At 64.9% G+C, this 23,619-nt stretch carries 25 protein-coding genes and 3 pseudogenes; 11 read left to right on the forward strand and 17 right to left on the reverse strand.

All coding sequences use genetic code 11. From position 1 onward, the window contains the following. Positions 1 to 217 precede the first annotated feature (217 nt). The 4 genes from AB0L60_RS41605 to AB0L60_RS41620 form a co-directional block, all read right to left on the reverse strand. Positions 218 to 523, reverse strand: a complete 306-nt coding sequence (locus AB0L60_RS41605; protein WP_364626203.1) for a hypothetical protein — start codon at positions 521 to 523, stop codon at positions 218 to 220. A gap of 107 nt (positions 524 to 630) precedes the next feature. Further along, positions 631 to 1,470: a MerR family transcriptional regulator gene (locus AB0L60_RS41610; RefSeq protein WP_364626206.1), complete on the reverse strand. Its 840-nt coding sequence runs from the start codon at positions 1,468 to 1,470 to the stop codon at positions 631 to 633. A gap of 270 nt (positions 1,471 to 1,740) precedes the next feature. Beyond that, positions 1,741 to 2,469, reverse strand: coding sequence for a GAD-like domain-containing protein (locus AB0L60_RS41615; RefSeq protein WP_364626208.1), 729 nt, complete (start codon positions 2,467 to 2,469; stop codon positions 1,741 to 1,743). Between the two features lie 329 nt (positions 2,470 to 2,798). Next, positions 2,799 to 3,686, reverse strand: coding sequence for an LLM class flavin-dependent oxidoreductase (locus AB0L60_RS41620; protein ID WP_364626211.1), 888 nt, complete (start codon positions 3,684 to 3,686; stop codon positions 2,799 to 2,801). 364 nt (positions 3,687 to 4,050) lie between these two features. Between AB0L60_RS41620 and AB0L60_RS41625 the strand changes: the two genes are divergently transcribed. Next, on the forward strand, positions 4,051 to 4,590 hold the full coding sequence (locus tag AB0L60_RS41625; protein WP_364626214.1) for a hypothetical protein: 540 nt from the start codon (positions 4,051 to 4,053) through the stop codon (positions 4,588 to 4,590). A 200-nt stretch (positions 4,591 to 4,790) separates the two neighbouring features. Here the strand turns inward: AB0L60_RS41625 and AB0L60_RS41630 are convergent, their stop codons facing one another. Then, a complete protein-coding gene (locus AB0L60_RS41630) occupies positions 4,791 to 5,162 on the reverse strand; it encodes a helix-turn-helix domain-containing protein (protein ID WP_364626217.1) in 372 nt (123 codons plus the stop codon). 49 nt (positions 5,163 to 5,211) lie between these two features. Between AB0L60_RS41630 and AB0L60_RS41635 the strand changes: the two genes are divergently transcribed. Further along, on the forward strand, positions 5,212 to 5,568 hold the full coding sequence (locus AB0L60_RS41635; RefSeq protein ID WP_364626219.1) for a DoxX family protein: 357 nt from the start codon (positions 5,212 to 5,214) through the stop codon (positions 5,566 to 5,568). Positions 5,569 to 6,041: 473 nt separating this feature from the next. Here the strand turns inward: AB0L60_RS41635 and ctaD are convergent, their stop codons facing one another. Further along, a complete protein-coding gene (gene ctaD, locus AB0L60_RS41640; RefSeq protein ID WP_364626265.1) occupies positions 6,042 to 7,775 on the reverse strand; it encodes a cytochrome c oxidase subunit I in 1,734 nt (577 codons plus the stop codon). Between the two features lie 88 nt (positions 7,776 to 7,863). After that, on the reverse strand, positions 7,864 to 8,943 hold the full coding sequence (locus AB0L60_RS41645) for an aminotransferase class I/II-fold pyridoxal phosphate-dependent enzyme (protein WP_364626221.1): 1,080 nt from the start codon (positions 8,941 to 8,943) through the stop codon (positions 7,864 to 7,866). A 392-nt stretch (positions 8,944 to 9,335) separates the two neighbouring features. On the opposite strand from AB0L60_RS41645, the gene AB0L60_RS41650 reads away from it, so the two are divergent. Then, positions 9,336 to 9,791 (forward strand): MarR family transcriptional regulator, encoded by a 456-nt coding sequence (locus AB0L60_RS41650; protein WP_364626225.1) that lies wholly within the window; start codon positions 9,336 to 9,338, stop codon positions 9,789 to 9,791. Positions 9,792 to 9,852: 61 nt separating this feature from the next. Here the strand turns inward: AB0L60_RS41650 and AB0L60_RS41655 are convergent, their stop codons facing one another. Next, complete coding sequence (locus AB0L60_RS41655; RefSeq protein ID WP_364626228.1) at positions 9,853 to 10,011, reverse strand: rhodanese-like domain-containing protein; 159 nt, start codon at positions 10,009 to 10,011, stop codon at positions 9,853 to 9,855. 604 nt (positions 10,012 to 10,615) lie between these two features. Between AB0L60_RS41655 and AB0L60_RS41660 the strand changes: the two genes are divergently transcribed. Then, complete coding sequence (locus AB0L60_RS41660; RefSeq protein WP_364626231.1) at positions 10,616 to 11,335, forward strand: VIT family protein; 720 nt, start codon at positions 10,616 to 10,618, stop codon at positions 11,333 to 11,335. Between the two features lie 251 nt (positions 11,336 to 11,586). Beyond that, positions 11,587 to 12,291: pseudogene (locus tag AB0L60_RS41665) on the forward strand (IS1380 family transposase); the annotation flags it as partial. A gap of 193 nt (positions 12,292 to 12,484) precedes the next feature. Here the strand turns inward: AB0L60_RS41665 and AB0L60_RS41670 are convergent. Together AB0L60_RS41670 and AB0L60_RS41675 are read right to left on the reverse strand one after the other, a co-directional pair. Next, on the reverse strand, positions 12,485 to 12,907 hold the full coding sequence (locus AB0L60_RS41670; RefSeq protein ID WP_364626233.1) for a VOC family protein: 423 nt from the start codon (positions 12,905 to 12,907) through the stop codon (positions 12,485 to 12,487). Next, positions 12,904 to 13,752 carry an NAD(P)H-binding protein gene (locus tag AB0L60_RS41675; RefSeq protein WP_364626235.1) on the reverse strand — a complete coding sequence of 283 codons (849 nt, stop codon included), beginning with the start codon at positions 13,750 to 13,752 and terminating at the stop codon, positions 12,904 to 12,906. Before AB0L60_RS41675 ends, AB0L60_RS41670 begins: the two co-directional genes overlap by 4 nt. Before the next feature lie 75 nt (positions 13,753 to 13,827). Between AB0L60_RS41675 and AB0L60_RS41680 the strand changes: the two genes are divergently transcribed. Beyond that, positions 13,828 to 14,736 (forward strand): AraC family transcriptional regulator, encoded by a 909-nt coding sequence (locus AB0L60_RS41680; protein WP_364626237.1) that lies wholly within the window; start codon positions 13,828 to 13,830, stop codon positions 14,734 to 14,736. Between the two features lie 320 nt (positions 14,737 to 15,056). Here AB0L60_RS41680 and AB0L60_RS41685 read toward each other — a convergent pair whose 3' ends face one another. Continuing rightward, the gene (locus tag AB0L60_RS41685) at positions 15,057 to 15,485 is read right to left on the reverse strand and encodes a response regulator (RefSeq protein WP_364626239.1); all 429 of its coding nucleotides are present in this window, start codon (positions 15,483 to 15,485) and stop codon (positions 15,057 to 15,059) included. 382 nt (positions 15,486 to 15,867) lie between these two features. Then, on the reverse strand, positions 15,868 to 16,473 hold the full coding sequence (locus tag AB0L60_RS41690) for a nitroreductase/quinone reductase family protein (RefSeq protein ID WP_364626242.1): 606 nt from the start codon (positions 16,471 to 16,473) through the stop codon (positions 15,868 to 15,870). A 112-nt stretch (positions 16,474 to 16,585) separates the two neighbouring features. Between AB0L60_RS41690 and AB0L60_RS41695 the strand changes: the two genes are divergently transcribed. Both AB0L60_RS41695 and AB0L60_RS41700 read left to right on the forward strand, forming a co-directional pair. Continuing rightward, positions 16,586 to 16,804 carry a hypothetical protein gene (locus tag AB0L60_RS41695; protein WP_364626245.1) on the forward strand — a complete coding sequence of 73 codons (219 nt, stop codon included), beginning with the start codon at positions 16,586 to 16,588 and terminating at the stop codon, positions 16,802 to 16,804. A gap of 30 nt (positions 16,805 to 16,834) precedes the next feature. Continuing rightward, positions 16,835 to 16,996, forward strand: coding sequence for a hypothetical protein (locus tag AB0L60_RS41700; protein WP_364626247.1), 162 nt, complete (start codon positions 16,835 to 16,837; stop codon positions 16,994 to 16,996). A gap of 201 nt (positions 16,997 to 17,197) precedes the next feature. Here the strand turns inward: AB0L60_RS41700 and AB0L60_RS41705 are convergent, their stop codons facing one another. Beyond that, complete coding sequence (locus AB0L60_RS41705; protein WP_364626251.1) at positions 17,198 to 17,890, reverse strand: HD domain-containing protein; 693 nt, start codon at positions 17,888 to 17,890, stop codon at positions 17,198 to 17,200. 100 nt (positions 17,891 to 17,990) lie between these two features. Between AB0L60_RS41705 and AB0L60_RS41710 the strand changes: the two genes are divergently transcribed. Continuing rightward, a complete protein-coding gene (locus tag AB0L60_RS41710; protein WP_364626254.1) occupies positions 17,991 to 18,944 on the forward strand; it encodes a GlxA family transcriptional regulator in 954 nt (317 codons plus the stop codon). 529 nt (positions 18,945 to 19,473) lie between these two features. Then, positions 19,474 to 19,620: pseudogene (locus AB0L60_RS41715) on the forward strand (hypothetical protein); the annotation flags it as partial. Between the two features lie 337 nt (positions 19,621 to 19,957). Here the strand turns inward: AB0L60_RS41715 and AB0L60_RS41720 are convergent. From AB0L60_RS41720 to AB0L60_RS41735, 4 genes are all read right to left on the reverse strand, one after another. Further along, the gene (locus tag AB0L60_RS41720) at positions 19,958 to 20,191 is read right to left on the reverse strand and encodes a GNAT family N-acetyltransferase (protein ID WP_364626257.1); all 234 of its coding nucleotides are present in this window, start codon (positions 20,189 to 20,191) and stop codon (positions 19,958 to 19,960) included. Between the two features lie 279 nt (positions 20,192 to 20,470). Next, entirely contained in the window at positions 20,471 to 20,764 is a 294-nt protein-coding gene (locus tag AB0L60_RS41725; protein ID WP_364626260.1) for a YdcH family protein, read from the reverse strand. Positions 20,765 to 21,828: 1,064 nt separating this feature from the next. Continuing rightward, complete coding sequence (locus AB0L60_RS41730) at positions 21,829 to 22,245, reverse strand: DUF2267 domain-containing protein (RefSeq protein WP_364626263.1); 417 nt, start codon at positions 22,243 to 22,245, stop codon at positions 21,829 to 21,831. Between the two features lie 396 nt (positions 22,246 to 22,641). Continuing rightward, positions 22,642 to 22,971, reverse strand: a complete 330-nt coding sequence (locus AB0L60_RS41735) for a MerR family transcriptional regulator (protein WP_364626268.1) — start codon at positions 22,969 to 22,971, stop codon at positions 22,642 to 22,644. A 178-nt stretch (positions 22,972 to 23,149) separates the two neighbouring features. Between AB0L60_RS41735 and AB0L60_RS41740 the strand changes: the two are divergent. Continuing rightward, positions 23,150 to 23,524 (forward strand): annotated as a pseudogene (locus AB0L60_RS41740) (HSP20 family small heat-shock protein); the annotation flags it as partial. Between the last annotated feature and the right edge of the window lie 95 nt (positions 23,525 to 23,619).

Raw genomic sequence — 23,619 nt, forward strand, 5'->3', positions numbered from 1 at the left:
GCACGTCCTGCCACGGCGTCCCCGCCCGTGTCCGCGCGACCTAACTTAAGATCAACGGCCCCGGGGCATCTCGGGGCCATCGCGGTGTCCGCTCATGCCGAATGCCGTGCGCTGGCCGCTACGCCCTCTCTGCTCGGCGGTATCGGCCCGGCTGTGACTGGTTTGGGATCCGTGCTTGTCTTTCACGGTCGTTATCGAACTGCCGCTGCTGGCGAGATCAGCCGATGAAGGGATTGCCCCAGCCGTCGAGGCATGCGGCGATGATCACTGCTGTGCCGGTGTAGCAGGGGATGATCCCGAACCCGGCCAGGAATCGAATCGTGGCGGAGTTCCAGCCTCGAAAGTGCATGCGTACTGTGCTGACGATCGCGGTCACTGCCCAGATAGCCAGCGCGAGAATCGATCCCACCGGTAGGGCCCAGAAGTACAGGACGCTGACCAGCGCCAGGGTGGAGAAGAAGACCATGGCGAACCCGGACACAACACCGAGGATCACGTCCCAGTAGTACCGGATCCAGGTCAAGATCGTTTTTCGGGTGCCTACTCGGGTGCCCGCCTGATCCTGTGGTGCTCGTTTGCCCCGTTCTTGGTCAGTGTTCGTGACAGGGGAGTTGAAGTGTGAGTTCATCACTACTCCTGGGTGTGATCGGCGGCCAGGAAGTGGTCTACCGCTTCGATGTCGTCGTCGCCGGTTTCGAGCAGGCGCTCGTTGAGGATCGGGATCGAGCGGTCCAGCCAGGCGGGGCGTTCGCCGTTTGCGGGCAGTAGTTCGTGTCGTTCGACGAATTGTTCGGCGAGGTGGCGGACCGATTCTCGTAAGGCGCTGACTACTACTCCTTCGGCCAGGTCGGTCAGTTCCTGTAGGAGTGCTCGGATTCGGTCGAGTTGGTCGGTCTCGGTGCTGTCGGCTTGGATGCGGGGCCACAGTGTGCGCTCGAAGATGTCGCCGAAGTCAGCGGCGATCTGATCGGTGTGTGCACGCAATCGGACGATCTGGTCGAGCACCTCGCTCGGCGGTATGTCCAGTTCGGCGACTCGCAGGCCGCTGGTGAGTGCCCAGCGTCGCGTCTGCGGTCTGCCGCGTCGCCATCGGATCAATCCGAGCTGAGTTGCCTTGCGCAGCAAGGTTGGTCGCAGGGCTTTGGGCTTGATCATCAGTCGGATATCGCCCAAGCCGAGTGGTACCCAGTCCTCGGGCCCGCCGGGCAGTGCGAGCAGATCGGCGACGGTCGCCCCCTGCTCGCGCGCGGTCAAAAGTTCGGCGATCGAGGCGAGTGAGAAGCCGCGGTCCTGCAGACGCTGCACCAGTTCGAGACGTTGCAGGTGTGAGCTGTCGTAGCGCGCGGTGCGGCCGACCCGGCGTGGCGCATGCAGCAACCCCTTGGACTGATACATGCGCACGGTGCTCGTCGGGACACCGGCCCGCGCGGCGACCTGCTCGACGGTGAGGTCGGTATCGGTCGTTCGCATGAGTCGAGCATCGCGAGCTCTACTTCGCTAGTCAATACTGTTCTAGTAAATGCTCGAAGTGTCACGTTGGCGGAGTTGAGGATTGCTGCAGGGCGGCGGATCCTGATACCTGTTCACCGCCAGTGGCTCGACCAGGATCAAATGTCCTGAATGCCGCATACCGCGCTGACCGAACCGGCCAGCGCGGGGCGCCGGCTGGCGAGATCGACAGCGGCCCAGAGACATCCGCTCATGCCGACTACCGTGTCCGTCCACGATGCGCAGGAGCGCCTATCGGTACGGATTCAGCATCAGAGTCCGGGGTGTCACCTGGCGCAAGATTTCCATATGCACTGCGGCATCGACGATTTCAACATGGTCCGGCAGCATCGGCCCGCCCAGAGCCAGGGCAGGTACGAACCCGTACATCGTAGTGGGGCCGACCGGACCCAGACGCTTCAAGACCCGTTTGAACAGCGGCTTGTCGTCGTCAGCGTCTTCATCCAGTGTCTTCATGATGGCTGCCGCCTCCAAATTCGCGAGGATCTGGACATCGCGCGAGAAGGGATCCGACATGTTTTCGGAGTTGTCGACGGGAAAGATCTGACCGTAGTGCGGCGTTATGGTCAGGCTCAGCCCTGTCCGCCGACCCCACAGCGACAATCGGCCGAATGCCGATCGGCTCACCGCGACCCACGTGTCCTCACCGAACGGCAGGTCCAGATCGCTGGTCCACGCGTCGACTGTCGGCTGCCACTGCACGGGGTCGCACAACCACAACAGTCCCTTACGGAACCCGGCAAACCCGAAGCCACGCCATAAATCGAGCAAGAAGTCCGGAACCTGCCCTGCGTACTGCTCGAATCTCTCGACCGGAACAGCAACGGACATGGTCGGCCGTCCCCAGCGGTTGCTGACGTCCTTGATCGGAAAAGACACTGCTACCTCACGTGATCCTGTGGCGCGGCCCCCAAGCTGCCCAGCCCGACAGAACTCACCGTAGCCGGTCTCATCAGCCACGATGGATGAGGCTTCGCCGCAACGGTTCTCGCGACCGGACCCAGTTCATCCGCACAACGGTGACCACGAAACTTAGAAGTCAGGAACGCACTATTCTGCCGCATACCGCGCTGACCGAGTCGGCCAGCGCTGGGCATCGGAAGATCAACTGGCCGTGGCGATCCGAGGCCGGCGGAACGTCCGCTATTGCCGAATTGCGCATGTGCCCACTTGGACTCGTGAGGGTGGGTCCGGGCTCGACCGTACGATCTGCTGGATCTGTCCGATCGCGGCCTGGCCGAGCCCACCGGATCACTCGCAGAGTCGCACCATGTTCCGTTCCTCGGGCGTCAGGACCGTGCGGCCACCACCTCGGTCGCCACCTCGAGGAAGTTCAGGTCGGTGACGGCCGGGACCAGGATGAACTCGTCGCACCCGGCCTGCTCCGCGCCGTCGAGAATATCGGCGAGCACCTCGGGACTCGATGCCCGCGCCGAGGTGGCGACCATCTCGGCCAGCTTCGGTCCGAGGAAGCCGAGGTAGTGAGCGGTGAAGGAGCGCAACGCTTCTGACGCGTCGGTGACGCCCAGGGCGGTGAAGCAGCCACTGACCTTGCGCGGGGTCGTCGCACGACCGGCCTCGGCCCAGCAACGGTCGGCGAGCTCGCTTGCTTTGGCGATTTCGTCGGCGTTGCCCGCGACGCTGAAGCCGGAGATGCCGTCGGCCCACCGCGCCGCCCGGCGCATCGCCTTCGGACCCATCGCACCGGCGAGGATGATCGGTCCACCCGGCTGCACGCACGCCGGCCCGACCGGGTCCGCGCCGTCGAACGGCGGCTTGCCGTCAAGCAGTGCTTTCAGCTCGGCGACCTTGTCATCGAGCTGCTGGTGCCGTCGCGTGAAATCGGCGCCGAGAGCGCGGTAGTCGTGTTCGCGACCGCCGACGCCGACGGCCACCTCGAGGCGTCCGTTCGCGAGTTGGTCGAGCGTGCCGATCTGCTGGGCGACCATCGCCACCGGGTGCTGTGGAAGCACAAAGAGATTCGCCAAAACCTGCACCCGCTCCGTCACCGCCGCGCAGGCGCCGAGCGTCGCGACCATCTCCGGATTCGAAAACGTCACCCGCTCCCCCACCGAGACGCTCGAGAACGGACCCACGTCGATTCGCCGGGCCCAGTCGAGCGTCGTACCCGGTCCGTACCCGGGAGCCATCTGCGGAAGTGCAACACCGATCTTCATGTGGTGACCCTCTCAGACCCACCCGGCCCCCGTCGAGCGATCTGAATTCAGACAAGGGATAGCCACCAACAGGCTGAGCGCCACTCGGCCGCCAACAATGCGCGCTCATGCCGATGAGCGTGCTTCGAGCCACTCGCATCGATTGCTCGGACAGCTGAGTGTCGTTGGGCCGGTATAGGTTACCGACGCTGATGAAAGGGCACGGGTGGCAGTACTCATGGGCAGTTGGCCGGTCGTCTTCTCCGCTGTGGCGAGATGCCGCGGCGGCTTGGCCCGTTGACGTGAGAGTGTTGTCGGGAAGGTGAGTAGCTGTGGGTGCGCGTAACCAGGCAGCTTCAGCCCGGCGAACGAGTCGATCCCCAGGATGACCTCGACTGTCGATGCCGACATCGAGCGCCACCGGGATGGTGGCCTTCGCCTCAAAGGGACTGCGCGGATCGGATCGCCGGCCGTTGAGGAGGTCATGCATGACATGCCCGGCGACGGGCTGAGTCGCGGCGACATCAATCGTGGGCTCTTCGATCTGTTGGATACTTCACCGAAACCGCCGGTAATGTCGATCGATTTCGACGCCCAGCTCGATGTGGCGGTGGCTCAGTGCATGGAGTACGTCCGCGGCCCCGTGCGTGAATGGTTCGCCAAACGATCCACGTTCCCCGCTCTACTGCAGACGGCACGCGAGCCGACAATCGCGCCGTGGGAAACGAATCCAGATCCGACGCTGCTGCGCGGAACCGTCGTGCTGTGCGTGCTGGATGGCCGGGTGCGGGATGCGGCGTCGTTGATGCGGTGGTATCTGCAGCGGGGCCAGTTCCACCGGTGGGACTCCCTCGAGGATGCGGCCGCGTTCGATGCTGCGATGCGGGAACGGTTCCCCGACTATGCCGCCGAGAGATCCAACTAGCCACAGCGTGCGGGAACCAATGCTGTACAAACCATCCGCTATTGCCGCATACCGCGCTGACCGAACAGGCCAGCGCTGGGCGACGGCGGCCGGAACCTGTTGCGGTGCAGAACGTCCGCTACTGCCGATGTGCGGGCACTGCCAATGACGTTCCCTATGCCTTGGCGCCGGACTCTCCGAAGGTGTGGGCTGTGCGTAACCTAGTGCGTCTGGTTCGCGGCTGTCGATTCCTGGAAGTCGACGAGTTCTTCTCCGTGCACCTGCGCCCATTCCGTCAGCATCGCTATCGGTTCCTGGAGTGTCCGGCCGAGCGCGGTCAGGCTGTACTCCACCCGTGGGGGCGCTTCGGCGTACTGCTGTCGGTCGATGAGGCCGTTGCTCTGCAGGCGGCGGAGGGTCTGGGTCAGCACTTTTCGGGAGATCCCGCCGGACAGGGCGACCAGTTCGCCGTGTCGCTTGGGACCGTCTTGGAGCGCGTACAAGGTGACTACCGACCACTTGTTCGCGATGACTTCGATTGCTGTGCGCGCAGGACAGTCGGACATGAACATGATTCCTGCAGGGGCACTCACGATCCGAAGGTTACCAAAGGGTACCTATCGGATTCCTAGCGTTGCCATCATGCATATCGCAGCCCTGACCCTGTCCGTCCTGCTCGCTGTGGCGATGCTCCAGTCCGGAGTGATGAAGTTCGTTCGCCCAGCGTGGATCCGCCAATTCGCCGAAGCGGTCCACCTCACCACGTCCCAGCTCACCGCGCTCGGGAGCCTGCAGATCGCCGCGACAGTCGGTCTCATCTCGGGCATCTGGTTCCCGCCCTTCGCGATCGCCGCCGCGATCGGGCTGGTGGCCTACTTCGGCGGCGCGATCCTCGCCCACATCCGCAGCGGCGACCGGAACATGCTGGGAGCCACAGTCTTCCTCGCGTTCTCGATCGCGACGTCAGTCGCGCTCGTTCTCGATGTTCGCCCCGCCTGAGCTTGCGGCGACATACCACCCACGCCAGGAACGCCCGGCAATGCCGCATACCGCGCTGACCGAACCGGCCAGCGCGGGGCATCGGAACTCTCACAACCGGTGGACCTGCTCACAGGGCTCCAGTCACCTCGACACGTCGATTCCGATCCTCGGTGATTGCTCTGCCGCGGCCGCGATATGCGGCCGCCGCAGCTTCATCCGAGATGCACCGAACGCCAGGGACAGGGCTCTCGCATACCTTGCCGACCACTCTCACATTCAATATGTGTCGAACAGCAATAGGACACGAGGCTGCTCGGGTGTTCAGTTCATTACCGACATTGCAAGAAACAGCCATGAAGCGACGAGCACCGGGACGGCGCCGGCTACCGTTCTGGTGATCGCTGGACGGGTCGACTTCGGGGCTACGCCAAGAATGCCAACGGTTGCCAGTGTTGTGGCGACGAGCACAGCGAAAGCCACCGGCAACGCCGTCATCGTGTCGTCTCCAACTGGGCGGTCTTGGCGCGGGTGAACGAGTTGTGACTGTGTGCTTCGGCGCGCATACGTTCGATCATGTGGGGGTAGTGCAGCTCGAATGCGGGCCGCTCGCTGCGGATTCGGGGCAGTTCTGTGAAGTTGTGGCGCGGTGGAGGGCAGCTGGTGGCCCACTCGAGGGAGTTACCGTATCCCCACGGATCGTCGACAGCGACGATTTGCCCAAATCGGTAGCTCTTGAACACATTCCACAGGAACGGCAGCACCGATGCTCCGAGCACGAACGCCGACACCGTTGAGATGGTGTTCAGCGTGGTGAAGCCATCGGTAGGCAGGTAGTCGGCGTAGCGGCGCGGCATACCTTCGGCGCCCAGCCAGTGCTGGACCAGGAAGGTGCCATGGAAGCCGAGGAAGGTCAGCCAGAAATGGAGTTTTCCGAGCCGTTCGTCGAGCAGACGGCCGGTCATCTTCGGGAACCAGAAGTAGATGCCGGCGTAGGTGGCGAATACGACGGTGCCGAAGACCACGTAGTGAAAATGAGCGACGACGAAATAGGTGTCGGTGATATGGAAGTCCAGTGAGGGGCTGGCGAGGATGACCCCGGATAGACCACCGAACAGGAATGTGACGACGAATCCGACCGAGAACAGCATCGGAGATTCGAAGGTCAAATGGCCCTTCCACATCGTGAACAGCCAGTTGAAGATCTTCACACCGGTCGGGACCGCGATCAGGAAGGTCATGAACGAGAAGTACGGCAGTAGTACAGCACCCGTCGCATACATGTGGTGTGCCCACACCGCAACGGACAGGGCCGCGATGGCGAGCGTCGCGTACACCATGCCCAGGTAGCCGAACAGCGGCTTGCGCGAGAACACGGGGAAGATTTCCGACACGATCCCGAAGAACGGCAGTGCGATGATGTAGACCTCGGGGTGACCGAAGAACCAGAACAGATGCTGCCACAGGATCGCACCGCCAGTGGCGGGATCGAAGATGTGGCCTCCCAGATGACGATCGACCCACAGGCCGATGAAGGCCGCGGTCAGTGGCGGGAACGCAACGAGGATCATCAGGCTGGTGACGAAGATGTTCCAGGTGAATACCGGCATCCGGAACATGGTCATGCCCGGGGCGCGCAGGCAGGCAACGGTGGTGATCATGTTGACCGCGCCGAGGATCGTCGAGAGTCCGCCGATCGCGAGTCCGCAGATCCACAGATCGGCGCCGGCACCTGGTGTGTGTGTGCTGTTAGCCAAAGGCGCGTACGCGGTCCAACCGAAATCAGCGGCACCGCCCGGGGTGAAGAAGCCGCTGAGAGCGACGATCCCGCCGAATGTGAACAGCCAGAAGCTCAACGCGTTGAGTCGTGGGAAGGCGACATCGGGAGCGCCGATCTGCAACGGCAGGATGTAGTTGGCGAACCCGAACACCACCGGTGTGCCGTACATCAGCAACATGATCGTGCCGTGCATGGTGAACAGCTGGTTGAACTGCTCGTTCGACAGGAACTGCATACCCGGCCGGGCAAGCTCGGCGCGCATGATCAGCGCAAGCAGTCCACCGATCAGAAAGAACCCGAACGAAACAACCAGGTACATGATGCCGATCGCTTTGTGATCGGTCGTGGTCACAGCCCGGACCAGCCAGGCCCCTTTGGGCCGCGACCTCGCTGCCGTGGGACGCTGGGCGATGACCGCGCGGGCCGGTCTCACTTGGACTTCTGTCATCGGAATTCCTCTCGTTTCAGCCCTTGCTGGCGATGCCGGCGATGGCGGCAGGCCGCAACGGCGGTCGGTCGACTGTGCGAGATCGACATCATGGGAAGCTCGGCATGAGCAGGTCGATGTGCTCGAGCAAACGGTCGTGGTCGTAGCTGCTACCGATGGAGATCCGGATCGGATCCGCAGCCGCATGACGGACATGAATGCCGCAGCGTGCAAGGTGCGCGATGCGCTCCCCGGCGCTCGTCCGCGGCGTCACGTAGAGGAAATTCGCCTCACTCTCGACGACAGCGACCCTGGCTTGCCGAAGCCGGCAGTGGACCCGGTCGCATTCGGAGACGATTTCGGCAACGCGACCTCGCTGCACCTTCAGTGCCGGCGCCGACAGCGCAGCCACCGCGGCGGCCTGCGCGAAGATCGATACACCGAACGGCACAGAAGCAAGCCTGAGCAGCTCGGCCACCTCCGGCGAGGACAGCGCGTGACCGGCGCGCAGCCCGGCAAGTCCTGCGGACTTCGAAAAAGACTTCAGAACAACAAGATTCGAAAAATCAGCGAGCAGCTGACAGCCACGATCTGCGTCAGGAGCCGTCACGAAGGCGCCGTAGCACTCATCGACAACCACGAGCAGGTGCCGCGGCACCGACGCCATGAACGCGCGCAACGCCGCCTGAGACACGGTCATGCCCGTCGGGTTGTTCGGCAAACAGAGGAACACGACGCGGGCGCGGTCGTCGACAGCTCGGCTGATCGCCGGAAGGTCCAGGCGATAGGAACTATCGAGCGGCACTCGGTTCGGCTGAGCTCCGGCCAGCGGCGTCGCCTGCTCGTACACCGGGAACGGAAGCCACCCGAACACCGCGGTCGTGCCGGGTTCGGCGAAAACCGAGGCGATACTGCGGATTACACCGCTCGAACCACCGTCGATGGTGACCTGCGAGCGTTGGACGTGCCAGTGCTCGGCAAGCTGTTCGATCAAGGTGACACCGGCAAAGTCCGGATATCGATGCGCGCTGTCCATGACCGCGACCAGTGCATCACGAACCGCGGCCAGCAACGGGTACGGCGATTCATTGAAGGTCAGGAATACATCCGCCCGTTGTCGTGACCGATTCCCGGTGGCAGGCCGATGTCGCGGCACAGCGCGGAGGCCGGCGCGGTGTCGAATCAGCACGACCCCGCCTCGCCGCCGTTCATCGGGTCACCCGCCTCACGGACCGGGGCCACCACGAGCCCGACCGAGCATCGGCCAGACGCTGCAATCGGTTCGGTTGCCTGGCCCGCTCGCCCGCACCGCCAGGAGGGACGTTTCCGCTGCTTGCACTGCCTGTGGGTGCATTCATCCGCGTCTCGCGCCATCGCGACATCCCTTCCTGCAGGACGATCCAACTCGTCGCATGCGAACGAATCGTACATTAACCATTAATGCGCGATACGCGGCCATGCCCGGATGATCCGGCGTGGGAGGGTGTGCCCGCTTTGCAGCGCATCGACGATGACGCCTATGATTAGGGCACTAACCGTTAGCGCCCTATCGAATCGGGGCGAGAGTAGGAGTACGGCCTCGTGACGGTCGAGATCGACGATCCCCTGCGGCTCGAACGGCAGGTGTGCTTCGCACTGGCATTGGCAAACCGTGCCGTGCTGGCCGTTTACAGGCCGTTGCTCGATCCGCTCGGGCTCACGCACCCGCAGTACTTGGTGATGCTCGCACTCTGGGGTGATACGCCCTTGTCGGTCAAGGATATCGGCGAGTTGCTGCAACTGGATTCACCGACACTGTCACCGCTCCTCAAGCGCCTCGAGGCATCGGGCTACATCACCCGCCGACGTGACCCGCAGGACGAGCGCAATCTTCTCGTCGACCTCACCCAAGCGGGTCGGACCCTCCGTTCGGCAGCCGAGAAGATCCCCGGAGCCGTCGTCGAGAAACTCGGCGTCTCTCTCGCCGACCTCGAGGACCTGCACGCCGCACTCACCCGCGTCAACCAGGCTGCTCGCCGTTCCCTGCAAAGCCGCTGAAACACGAAGCGCCACAGTCCATCCCAGGACCGTGGCGCTCAGTCCAGAGTGCGGAACTCGATCAGACCTCGACCGGCACGCCAACCAGCGAGCCGTATTCCACCCAGGAACCGTCGTAGTAGCGAACATCGGCCAGGCCGAGAAGCTCACGCAGAACGAACCAGGTGCGCGCCGAGCGCTCTCCGATCCGGCAGTAGACCAATGGTCGACTCGTCGGCATCGAGCCCGGCGCCGGTATACATGCTCGCAATTCCGCATCGCCGCGGAAAGTCCCGTCTCGTTGCAGCTTTCGACCAGAGGACGTTGATCGCGCCCGGCGCCCTGCCGCGAACCTGCGGCTGCTCCTGCGGGAACTGTGCTGGAGCCAGGATTTTCCCCGCGAGAACTCCTCGGGTGACGCACACCGACAATGTGACCCGCCCACTCCGGTCGAGAACGTCGGACCCGAAAGCCCGCCGGTTGTCGTCAGCTTCTCTCGCTCGATATGCGGTTTCGGGACGCGCGAGCGACGCAGCACTCGACGGCCGCGCCTCCCATTGCCCCGGCCCGATTACCGCCGACGAGGCGACCTCTACGCATCGATCGTCATGCCTGCCGGAATTGTGTTTGCCGACACATCGGGTGACGCTGCGTGCATATAAGTGGATCCGATAATTCGATAAGGCATGGCGATCGTTCGAGTTGGACCGGGCCCTCACACTCTCGGAAGACGGAGCGAGTTAGGTATGTAAACCCTTCCTGTGCAATGGTTTACCTTATTTCGGCTAGCCTTACGTTGCTGGTCAGGCGTCCGAAAACCTAATAGCTTCGACCTCGTGCTATTGATGAACGACGGAAACTCGGCGGTCTTGCCACACTCCGAGACTCAAGGTAATGGGCTTGCCACACGGCTGAATTGGCTGCGCGCCGGTGTGCTGGGCGCGAACGATGGAATCGTCTCCGTGGCGGGCATCGTCATCGGCGTGGCGGCCGCCACGGCGGATCGCGGCACGATCGTGACGGCGGGCATCGCAGGCCTGGCCGCGGGTGCGGTATCGATGGCCCTCGGTGAGTACGTATCGGTAAGTACGCAGCGCGACAGCGAGCGCGCGCTTCTCGAGATCGAGCGCCGGGAGCTGGCCGAGCAGCCCGAGGAGGAACTGGCCGAGCTGGCCGCCATCTACGAGCACAAGGGCCTGTCCCCCGCGACGGCCCGGAAGGTGGCACAGGAACTCACCGAACAAGACGCGTTCCTCGCCCATGCCGAGGCCGAACTGGGGATCGACCCGCACGAGCTGACCAACCCTCTGCATGCGGCTGTGTCGTCGGCAATTTCGTTCACCCTCGGCGCGCTGCTGCCACTACTGGCGATCCTCGCCCCGACCGCCGTCCGCATACCGGTCACCGCGGGCGCGGTGCTGGTAGCGCTGGGGGTGACCGGCGCCGCCGGAGCCTGGCTCGGGCAAGCGCCGGTGTGGCGCGCGACGATCCGCGTGCTCATCGGCGGCGCCGCGGCCATGGTCGTGACGTATGCGGTCGGCCATCTGATCGGCATAGCGCTATAGCGATGGCATTTTGGACCAGGCTGTCCAGAAGAACAGCGCGAGCGAGATGTCGGTCGAGCTTGGAATACTCGGATAGTCATTGGCCAACCTCCTGCACGCCCTGCCACACCGAGGGCGTGCCTGGATCGCCGAACTAACCGTGGATGTGCTCGGTGCGGAGGGTGTGCCGAAAATGGGAAAAGTGCCTTCCCAGCTGCGATGATCGATGTTCTCACGCAACAATCGAATAGCAGATCGGGAAGACACTTTCAGTGCGATCGTTCCACACCTTCGCCGGGGATTCGGCGCGGTTCGACGATGACAACCTCGTGTCGGTGACTGGGCTGGTCCCGGTAGTGGGCCGAACAAACCGGCTTGACCAGCATGTTGGCCGACGAGGTGAGGATCGAGACACCCCGGATCAAGGCCGGGTCGGCCAACCCGGCACCGAAACTGGCGACGTTGATCGCGGGGATGTGTGCGGGCGCGGACAGCATCGACGACATCGACCTGTTGCGCAGCGGCGGGATGACCGAACTGTTCGACGCAGTGTATGCGCCCTCGACGGTGGGGATCCTTTTGCGGGAGTTCACCTTCGGACACGCCAAGCAATTGGAGTCGGTGATGCGTGAGCATCTGTACGCACTCATCGCGCGGGCCGGTCTGCTGCCCGGCACCGAGGCGAGGGCGTTCGTGGACATCGACTCACTGCTGCGGCCGGTCTACGGCCATCAGAAGCAGGGCGCCTCCTACGGGCACACCAAGATTGCGGGGAAACAGGTTCTGCGCAAAGGGCTTTCACCCTTGGCAGCCACGATCAGCACCGACCTCGCCGCTCCGGTTGTGGCGGGCATGCGGTTGCGGGCGGGCAAAACCGGTCCGGCAAGGGGGCAGCGACGATGGTCACCGCGGCGATCGAACCGATCGACACCGCCCGCGCAGCCGGCGCCACTGGGGAGATGCTGGTGCGTAGCGATCTGGTCGATTCTCAGGTGTGGCAGTCGGCCAAGATGATCAGCTACTGGCGTGGCTCAGGCTATCTGGCGAACGGGCCGGGTGAAGCCGGTTGGTATCGTCGTGCCGGGCCGCGTCGGCGACACGCACGGGAAAGCTGATGGCGCTGCCTGGCAGGTGGATGGGATACAGGGCCAGGCTTGCCGTCCCGCGTGTCTACCGAGCTGTGTTCCAGGCTTTGTGGACGAATTCGAGGCGGTTGCCGTCGGTATCACGCACGTTGGCGGCGTAGTAACCGGGTGCGAAATAGGTCCGGTCGGACGGTCCGCCTTCGTCGATTCCGCCCGCGCTGATGGCAGCGGCATGGGCTGCGTCGACCATTTCGTTGCTGTCGCACACGATGCCGAGGTAGAGGCCCGTCTCGCCAGGCTGGCGCTGTCGCAGCCAGATGCTCGAGCCGACCTTCGTGCCGGAAATGTAGTCGGCGTCGCCGATGCCGAAGAGGTCGGGCACATTGTCGGGCCCCGAGGTTGCGCTGTAGTTCCCGAACGCGCTCCAGCCCACAGGGGCGAGGGCTTCGAGGTAGAACGCGAGTGCCTTGTCGATATCGGTGACGGAGATGTAGACGTGGTCGATCACTGTGCGTCCTCTTTCCACGCGGAGGTGTTGGCCTGGGCGAACTGGTCGAAGGTTCGGGCGGGATGGCCGGTGATCTTCTCGACGCTGTCGTTGGGCTGGGAGCCATGGCCCGACGCCACCATTTCGGTGAGTTGGCGCAGCACAGCACCGTACTCGGTGGGGATGCCGGCGGCCAGGACACCGGCGACCCAGGTGTCGCGGTCGAGGTCCTGGTGAACGAGTGGCTGGCCGGTGGCTCGGCCGATGATGGCCGCGGCGTCGGCGACGGTGAGGGCTTGCGGTCCGGTCAGGCTGTACGCAGCTCCGGCGTGCGCGGCTGGATCGGCGAGTGTATCCGCGGCGACGGCGGCGATGTCGTCGACGTCGATGAACGCCTCGGTGCCGTTGCCGGTGGGGACGATGATCGCGCCGTTGATCGGCCGCAGGAACGTCTCGCTGAAGTTCTGCATGAACCACGCCGGGCGCAGAATCGTGTGGCCGAGCCGCTCCCGGCCGATCAGGTCGAGTTCGACCGCGCGGGTGGCGACCTGCCCGGGTGCGTATTCCATCCCGTACGCGCTCAGGAACGTCACATGTTCGACCCCGGTCGCCTCGGCGGCGTCGAGGAACACCGAAACATCCGGTGCGAAGTCGGTGCGCAGGATCGGTGCCATCAGGTAGACGCGGTCAACGGATTCCAGTGCCGGGGCGTAGGTTTCGCGGTTGCTCCAGTCGAAAGCGATGTCGGCACCGGACCTCGCAGCGGCGCGAACAGCGAGGGCGCGGTTTCGCAGATGGGACACGACGCGAGAGCCGGTCTTGCCGGTTGCTCCGAGAACCAGGACCGTGGGCTGGGCTTCATTCATATCGTTAGCCTGCCGCGCATACTTGAGCTTATCAATGCGTGATCCTCTCCAATGAAAACGAGATACGCTCATTAGGTGGATGTTCTACAGGACTATCTGGTGCGGGCTCGGGCCTCGGGCGCGGTATTCGCGCGCTCGGTGGCGCTGCCGCCCTGGGGCCTGACATTGCCCGGCTCGATTCAGCTCTCGCTGCATACGGTACTGCGCGGACACGTATGGCTTTGGCTCGACGACACCGCCGACGCCCATCGCCTGCTCCCCGGCGACCTCGCCATCGTCGTCGGGGGCCGCGACCACCACATCGCCGACGAACCGAACCTGACCAGATGCGTCTCCCACGAACAGTTCTGGGCACGCACATCGATCCCCAACGCCACCGACCCCGAGGCGTCGGTCTTCTTGTGCGGCGCCTACCGCCTCTCCGGCGATGTAGGCCGAAGCCTGATCCAGGCACTGCCACCCGTACTCGTCATCCGGCCATCCGCACACGACCAGGTGCACGACGTCGTCTCTCTGATCTCACGAGAGCTCCAGCATTCAGCCCCCGGCAGTCAAACCATTCTCGACAGGCTCCTCGATGTCCTGCTGGTCCTCGTCCTGCGCGCGTCCTACGACCAGAGCTCCACCGCGCCACGCTGGTACCGCGCCGCCGAAGACCCCCGGCTCGGCCACGCGCTTCGAGCGATCCACGAACAGCCGGACCGAGCCTGGACCGTTCCACAACTCGCGCAACTCACCGCAATGTCGCGCCCGACGTTTGCCCGCAACTTCGAACGCGCGCTCGGCCAGACCCCGATGCAATACCTGACCGACTGGCGTCTCACCCTCGCTCGCGACTACCTGCTATCCAGAGAACTCACTCTCGACCAGATCGCCCGCAAAACCGGCTACACCTCACCCAACGCCTTCGCGGCGACCTTCCGCCGACACCATGGAATGCCACCGGGCCGATGGCGCGAGGCCAACACACAACAGACCGAGTAATGCTCGTGGTGATGTACAGCATTCGGCAGTAGCGGACGTTCAGCACCGCACCAGGTTCCGGGCGCCGGCGCGCCACCTGAGGGTGCGACAACACCGCCATCTACCGCTGCGACAGAGTGGAGGTCCAGAGCAGGGCCGCTCGCGTTCAGTCGACCATCGTTTTCCGAACGCGCACACGAGACAGTGGATCAAAGATGGGGAGGTGAAGATCGCGGGCGAGGACGTCGTTCGCGACCGACAAGTCGGTGCCCGCCCTTGCGGCCTTCTACCGCGTACGGGGTGCAGACCAATTGGCGCGCCACGGCCGAATTGGCGATGCTTCAGGCCGCCTGCGGTGCTGTGAGATGGACACGGATGTGGTCGAGCAGTTCACCGTTTCTGAGCGGTTTGGGCAGGTAGTCACAAGCACCGGCCGCGTAGGCGTCATCGATGGCATCGGGATCGCCGTCGAGGCAGACCGCGATGATCGGAATCGGTGCACGTTTCCGCAGTTGTCGGCACAGGTTCGCGCCAGGCAGGTCGGGCAGGTCCAGCTCGAGCAGCACCAGGTCCGGATTCCATCGCTGAGCCAGGGTCAAGGCGCGCTGCGCGTCGGGGGCGGACATCACCTCGTGGCCGGCGTTGGCCAGCACGAGTGCCTCGATCTCTGCCATCGCCGGGTTGCTCTCGACGACGAGGACCTTGCTGGGCCGAACCGCGGGGGTCGGCGGCATCGTGGATTCTGTTGCAGAGCGCGGGAATTGGCTCATGGTGGATCCTTCGTAGACGGGTCACCGGCCGTTGAATCCGCAGCGTCATGGAGCTGGATGGGGGTGGCCCTGTGATCGCAATGTCGCCAACGCGATCGACGTGCCTTCGAAATTATGCCAACCCGCTATCTTTCAGCAATGAATCTGTGAACTGTTTTCATGGCGTTCACATGACCAGGGCTATTCCCTGGCACCCCATGGCGCGCTCCGCCAATGTGCGACATCCGGCACTTCCGCGCACAGCCGGCGGGCCCGGCCGGGGGGAGATGATCTCAGCCCGTCAACCTTGAGAGCGCCCACGCTGGCCGGTTCGATCAGCGCGGCCTGCGGGCATTCGGTGCGCTATCCAAGGCTGTGACCGATGACTCGAGCCGGACTTCGGCTATGTGGCACACGGGCTGCCGGATGGCTGGTAGTCGATGCGGAAGACGGGATAGCGCTCGACGATCCGGGCCAGCTCCTCCGCCGATGGTTCGACGCCGACACCGAAATAGTGTCGGGCCTCGCTGGCCTTGCTCCACGAGCGTGCCGTACGGCCGGCGCGGGTGAGGTAGGCGCGGATCACATCGACCCGGGCGTTGGCCGGGATTTCGGTGAGGATGGCAGCCCGGCGTTGGCGACGTCCGACGACCACATGGCCGGACGCAACGCGCACGTTGCGGACCCATTCCGATTCCCCGGCCAGCGATACCAGGTAGTGCTGTCCGCCGTAGTCGACACGCACCAGATTGACGCGTCGGATAATGCCGGTATGCCGTCCGGGAACCTCCAAGACGACGGCGTATTGCGGGCTCACGCCGGCCGCGGCCAAGGCCCATCCCAACGGCTGCAGGCGCCGGTAGAGCCACGGCGGGGGCCGGTAACCCGCGGACGCGGTGTAGTCCACCGGGCCCAGCACTCCGGCCAGTCGCCGGGTACTGCGACGCTCGGGACCGTTGCGCATCGTTTCATATCGCTCGCGTAGCCGGTGCGGGACGGAAATGCCCATACACTCGAGGATTCCCACTCCGGCCGGGTGCGCACAGGGACGGAAGACCTCTTGGCCGGGGCCTCGGGTCCATGACTTGCCACCGCCCGCCGATCGGGCCGGAGCCCTGCAGGTGCCGGCGCCACGCGCTGTCCGGTTCGGTCGGGTACGAGGGCGTGATCGGCAAACGCGTAGCACCACCTACCGGGCCGGGCTGTCGCAGGCGTGGCGCAAGCTCCCGCTGCGCCGGTCGGCCGAGGTGGTGGTGGTCGGCTGGCTGGCCGGCCACACCCACAGCGAGGTGTTCGGGTCCCTGCTCGTCGCCGCCCACGACCACGGGTGGCGTCGCTGAACCCGGTCCCGACCGCCCCGAGCAGCACGGGTGCTGCAGCGCGAGCTGCTGGCCCTGGCCGTTGCCGCGCCGCCGGTCTCCAGTGAGATCCCGTCGTCGATCGCGGCCACCGCGGACTGGGTCGCCCCGCATCTGGTCGGCGATGTCGCCTACCGCGAACGCACCGCCACCGGCCTGCGCCACCCGTCCTGACGTGGGCTCCGCTTCGATCGCTCACCGGCGGAAGTCTCGGTGCCCGAGCACAAGTGACCTTCCGCCGCGGGCGGTTGACCATCGTCTTCCGTGACCGCTTACGACCGCTAGCAAAGTCAGGCAAGCCGCACCACAGCCCACCCGACCTCGGAATCACTCGTCTAGGCGTCCACGGGCCGCGTAGTGCTCAGCGGTGCCCGGTTACGGTAGGGCGGTGGTGTCGCTTGCGGTGTCGAGCGGGTTGTCGCGGAGTTTGGCCGCCAGCCCAGTTCGGAGTGCTAACGCCGCCGTGCTGCGGGGTTTGCGGACCGCTTGGTGCTCGAAACAGCGGGTGAACTCCTCGACCAGGCCCCGCCGCGGCCATCGCGCCAGCACCGTCGCGCGGGTACTTTCGGGCAGCAGGTGGTTCTCGCGACCGCAGATGTCGATGCCAGTGGCGCGTTCGAGCAGATGCCCCTCGACATCGACCTCGACATCGACGTGATTCCACATGTGTCGCACGATAATCTCGTGCAGGCGCCGCGCCCGCGCCGGGGACCAGCCCGCGCCGGCGGCGAACACCATGGCGACATGACCGCTGGCGTCTTCGAAATCGACGGCATATGAATCGAATTCGGGCACCAAGCCGATGTCGTGGAACATCGCCGCGACGTACAGCAACTCGATATCGACGGTGAGGCATTCCTCCCGTGCCAGCGCCGCCGCCCAGTAGAACGAGCGCACCGAGTGGTTGAACAACGCCGGTGAATGGTAGCGGCGGGCCACCTCCCGCGCGGCCCGGGCCGCCGCGGTGCCCACATACGGCAGGGCAGCCACTTCCCGCACCAGCTCGGTCGCCTCCCGGGCGGGCGCGCTGTCGGGGTTCGCCACCCCCGCGATCGTCTCCGCACTCACCGCTGTCTGCCTCCTTCGATCGTGGTTGACCTCTTCACTGTGCCCGGGCCCACTACACTCCCACCATGTCTATTGCGACAAACAAACCACAGATCCGGACATGACTCGTCGCGTCGGTTTCCTCACTTTCGACCACGTCACCCTGCTCGATGTCTCCGGACCGGTCGACGTCCTGCACAATGCCGACGGCCACTACGAATCGGTGCTGCTCTCACCCGACGGCGGCCCGGTCACCGCCTCGTCGAAGATCACCATCGCCACGACCGCCGCCGCCGACGCCGGCCCGATCGACACTCTCGTTATCCCCGGGGCCGACCATCTGGTGGAGCATCGCATCGAGGCCGCGTTGCTCGAGGCCGCGCGCACGCTGGCCGCCACCGCATCCCGGGTGGCCTCGGTGTGCACCGGCGCGTTCGTGCTGGCCGAACTCGGTCTGCTCGACGGCCGCCGCGCCACCACCCACTGGCGACACGCCCGCACCCTGGCACAGCGATACCCCCGCATCGACGTCGTCGCCGACGCACTGCACATCAGCGACGGCCGCTACCTCACCTCGGCAGGTGTCAGTGCCGGCATCGACATGGCACTGGCACTGGTCGAACACGATCACGGCCCCGACACCGCCCGCGCGGTCGCCCGGGAACTGGTCGTCTACCTGCAACGCCCCGGCGGCCAATCCCAATTCTCGACCGCCCTGCACACCCCACCAGCGCGCACCCCGGCCCTGCGCACCATCATCGACGCCGTCCACGCCGACCCCGCCGCCGACCACAGCGCCACCACCCTCGCCGCAACCGTCGCCCTGAGTCCCCGCCAGATCACCCGCCTGTTCCACGCCGAACTCGGCACCACCCCCGCACGATGGATCGAACGCGTCCGCCTGGACCTGGCCCAGCAACTGATCCTGCACGGACACACCATCACCGCCGCCGCCCGCCACAGCGGCCTGGGCAGCGACGAATCTCTACGCCGCGCCTTCGCCCGCCACCTCGGACTCACCCCCACCGACTACAAACACCGCTTCACCACCACCCTCACCAACCGCGACACATAACCACGAAAACCCACGACCGACAGCGGCAACAACCCAGGCAGACCGCCGCCTGGACCCTCGCCACTCGCTGCAGCGAACTGCGTGAACGCGGCGAGGTGGTGAGCGAGAAGACCGTCGCGAAGATCATGGCCGAGATCGGGATCGAGGGCATCAGCCCGCGCACGTTCAAGATGAGAACGACCGTGGCCGACCCGGCCCGTGGGGTCCAGTGGCGAGAAAAGTCTCTCTTGCCGTCACCGCCGAGGCAGCGACGGTCGTCCGTCATATCCCCGTCGTTTGTTCCGAGGCGAGCCGACCGTCGAGAGCGCACTTGCCACCGGGAGGGACGCGCAGATGCGCGTCCAGACCATGGCGATAGGTCACAGTTTGTGTCCCGACCGGATGGAACAAAGCCTCGAGCGTCGTGACGGCTCGATCGAGTTCTGTCTTTGTGGCGGAATGGAGTCAGTAGGCGCAGACCTGCTCGACGAACTCGTCGCCGTAGCCCTACGTCGACGATTTCTACCTCGCGGGCTGCTGGACACCCTCGAGAGCCACGACTCGACTCCCCTTGATCGACCCCGCCACCGAACACGAATGGGGCGCGGTCCCCGACTGCTCGGCCGAGGACGTCGATGCCGCGCTCGCCGCAGCCGGGCGTGCCGCGCTGCTGCTGCGCGCCGCCGATGAGCTCTAAGCCTCGATCCACCGATCCGGTTTCGGGGCTGGTCTGCACATCGAAGACACGCAGACCAGCAGGTTTCGGGTGTGAGATAGCCGCTGGTCTGCCCAGCCTTTCCACCATCGTTCCTGGTCGCAGAGGCGGTTACTGGCCGTTCAGGCGGTCGAGGGCGCGGTGATGGTGGCGTACCAGAGTTGTCGCCACTGCTCGGCCCACGGCCAATGGGAGGGTAAGTGCAGCATGGGTTTTCATCGATCGTCGGCGCGGTAGTCGTAGTGCGGGTTTATCTGGACCGCGTGCGCCTCGGTCAGGTCGGCTGCCAGGCCGCGGACCGGGGCTACGCGCGTGTTCCTCAGCGATTCCGTACCGGGTTTTCACGGAAACCCAAGCGGGTGTGGAAGGCTCGGGCGCTGGAGTTGAGCTCGAAGACGTCGAGGGTGACCGTGGGGTGCAGGCGTAGTGCGTGGGCGACCAATTGCCTTCCAATGCCCGATTTTTGGACGCCGGGCGCGTTGTCCGCGGCCGCTGTCAAGGACAATATGAACAGAGTGCCGTCGACGACCTCGTGATCGCCGTGGTCCAGCACGATCGGAGGGAACGGCTTGTCCGGGGCTTCGCTTCGCGCCCGTCGTCGAGGACATCACCGAACAGGCGGGTTTTCCCCTGACCGGCTCGCCACGACCACAGCCGACACCGTCGCCGGGATCACCGAATGCCTGAACTCGCCGCGAGGCACCGCAGCTATCCCCGAGCCCAACATCAACCATCCCAGTCCCGCCGAGATCCGGCGACACCGGCGCATAAGCCAGCGGCATTGGGTTTCGTGCTGGTTATGCACCGGTCGGCGAAGGGCGTAGGGGATTTGTCATTCGTCCGACTGTGTTCCGTGTACGTTTGTCTCGAGCTGTGACTCCAGCAGTGTAATATTATCTTTCGCTGCCAGCCTCTCCTTCTTCAACTCATGTATCGTAAGGTCGTCGATGTCGTTGCGGCCTTCTTTCTGTTCAATTTCCCTTTCGAGCCCTGCCAACAATTCCCGCAAAGACTCCAACCGGTTGTGCAATTTCTGTTGCTGCTCAGGATTCCGCGACTTCATTTTCGTTACCTCTTCCTGCCAATGCCCTTCCGGCTGACGTACTCTGACATCTAAAAGGTACACTGCCCCTTACTGTTTCGATAGGCGCCGACTGCGGACTTCTCCGGACATGAACCACCGGATGCCACGGCGGCCGTAGGGGATCTCGGGTCGCGGTCCAGCTGTCGGCGATGCACGGAAATGCCAAATGCCAGTATGGTGCGGCCACCCCGAAACGCGCGGAAAATACGTGTGGTAACAACGGTTCCGTGTACGCGCTGACCTGTCGAAACTACACTGAGTGCGTCCGTCCCGGCGCGCCGGGATGGCCAGCCAGACCAAAGATCTCTTCTATCCAATTGCCTAGCATTCTTCAGCGCTGCGTCGGGGCCGGTGAGTAAATGTGTGCGGGAAATTCGCCAAGTTGATTATCCCGCAGATGCCTCGCCAGATCTGCCTAACTGATCATGCCGACGACCCCCGAGATCGCGCGGTTCTACTTCCAACTGACGGTGACGGCGATGAGGAGCGGATCCTCGCGGCGAGAGTGTCTGCCACCAGCCAGATCACCGAGGGTCACGCGGCGACCGCGGCTATGGCGAGTTTCCCGATACGCATGATGTGAGCCACCGTTCGATTCGTTACGGGAACTGCAATCGTGGAACACAAACGGGACGAGCGGTTCGATCCTATCGCGGTCGGCCGCGCCCACGGGCGCGGATGAGGGCCTATGCGGCCTCGAGCGGGTTGACCGCAGGGTTCGTCCCACCTGGGCAGGTCGTACGGAAAGTCTTACTGGCACAGGCAGTTCGGCATCATCCGCGAGACCGGGTGCGGCGCACGTCCCCAGGACCGGGCTGGGTTCATCGGCTGGCTCGATCGGCAGGCGAGTCCATTATTGCGTCGACAAGGGAGCAGTCGCCCAACACCACCACGACCCGGTACGTGGTGGAGGACCGCGACATCGGGCGTGGGCCGGCAGTCGCGGCGCAGCATGGAGGTAGACATACACCATCCGTCTCACGGCTGACGCCGAACTCCCGGGCGAGGGCGGCCTTCTTCCCCCCGGCGGCGGGTACAGATGTGTCTTCGTGCCATATTCGCGGCCGCAGGGGGGATTCCCAGACCTGGAAATACCGACCGCGAGGTCATTCGATCTCGCGGGCCGATTCGGCGGGAGTTGCCGGCGCTACCGAGGTGACGTGATGTGGCGGCGTGGTCAGCAGGTCGATGACGTCGGCGCGCAGGTGCGCGGTGAGGTCGGCGAGCAGGTCCGGGTCCTGGATCTGCAGGGTGTGGAGCACCGCCGCGATGAGCTGGTGGGCGCGTTCGGGTGCGACCTCGAGGCGCCAGGCGACCTCGGCGATCACCGTGGTGCTGTCGAGCGGGCGGGGTTCGCCGTAGGCGTCGATCGCGGGCTCGAACAGGCCCGGCAGCCGGTGGGCGTGGCGGTGGCGTACCGGTGGCGGCAGGCAATGCGCGCAGGTGGCCAGGACCGCCGTCAGGGCGTCACGGGCCTGGTCGCTGGTGTCCAGCTCCGCCGCCCGCGCCACGGCGTCGAGCAATTCACGGCATTACGGCATTTCATTACAAGGTCCGGTCGACGTCGCTGATCTCAACACCCCTGATGGTGGCTTCCACCCGGGTGGGCTCGGCCTGCTCGGCCTCGGGAATACGCTGTGGGTGATCATCGATGGCGTTCCCGCTGCGGCCCGGCGGAAACCGGTATCGATCAACTATTCGGACCGCCACATTACGCAGCCATCCGGAATTCTCGACTGGCCACGGCCCTTCCGATCACCTCCCACATGCCCGCCTCGGCCGAGGCTCAGCCCGGGTGTGCCCGGCGCCAGCATCAACACCACGGGTGTGGTTCGCGGTGCTCGGCGGAAACCGTGGCCCGCCGAGCTGGGGAGGCGGGCTGGTGCCGCGCGCCCTGGTGCGACGCGATCGGTGGGAGGCTAGGAGTGGTCCCGGTGCCGGTCGGCTTCGGTGGTGAGTGCGGTGTTGGATTCGCGCAGCACGGTGTTCGCGTCTTCGAGGTCGAGGATGCGTGCGATCCCGGCCAGGTTGATCCCTTCGGCGGCCAGGGCGATGATGCGCGCGAGCCGGGTCAGGTCCTCACCGCTGTAACGGCGCGTGCCACCCGCGCTGCGGGCCGGGGTGATCAGCCCGTGCTGCTCGTACAGGCGCAGCGTCTGGACCCCGACACCGGACAGCTCGGCAGCCACCGAGATCGCGTACACCGCCTGCCCCGGCAGCGGCAGCCGGCCCGATTGATGTTCCAGCATCGCCTGTGTTCTCCCTGCTCTCAGCCATGGCCGGTTCTCATCCATGGTCATACCTCAGATTACCTTCCCCAGGGTCTTGCGCTCTCCTGCCTAAGATGCTATTAAAGATCTGTGTGAGATGACAGAGATTATCTGAGTTCTCCTCGATCGAGAATGGAGTGAATTGGAGGTGGGGACCATGCCCATGCTGCAGACCGATCCCTTCCGTGACCTGGATCGATTGACACAGGCGGTGTTCGGCACCCCGGCACGCCCGGCGGTGATGCCGATGGACGCCTGGCGCGACGGGGACGAGTTCTTCGTCGAACTCGACCTGCCCGGTATCGACCCGGACTCACTGGATCTGGACGTCGAACGCAACGTGGTGACCGTGCACGCCACCCGCCGGGAACTGGATCCGGATCGGTCGATGCTCGCCGCCGAACGCACCCGCGGCACGTTCAGCCGTCAACTGTTCCTGGGCGAGAACCTCGACACCGACGCGATCCGCGCCGACTACAGCGATGGGGTGCTGCGGCTGGTCATCCCGATCGCGGAAGCGGCCAAACCCCGCGCCGGAGACAAGAACTGGCGCGCGCGGATTCACCGTTTCAGCGCGTGGCTGCGCACCCCCGCCGCGATCGTGACGCTCATGGTCGGCAGCGGTGT

Origin of the sequence: Nocardia sp. NPDC051981 (assembly GCF_040680715.1) — a bacterium.
Classification (GTDB): Bacteria; Actinomycetota; Actinomycetes; order Mycobacteriales; family Mycobacteriaceae; genus Nocardia.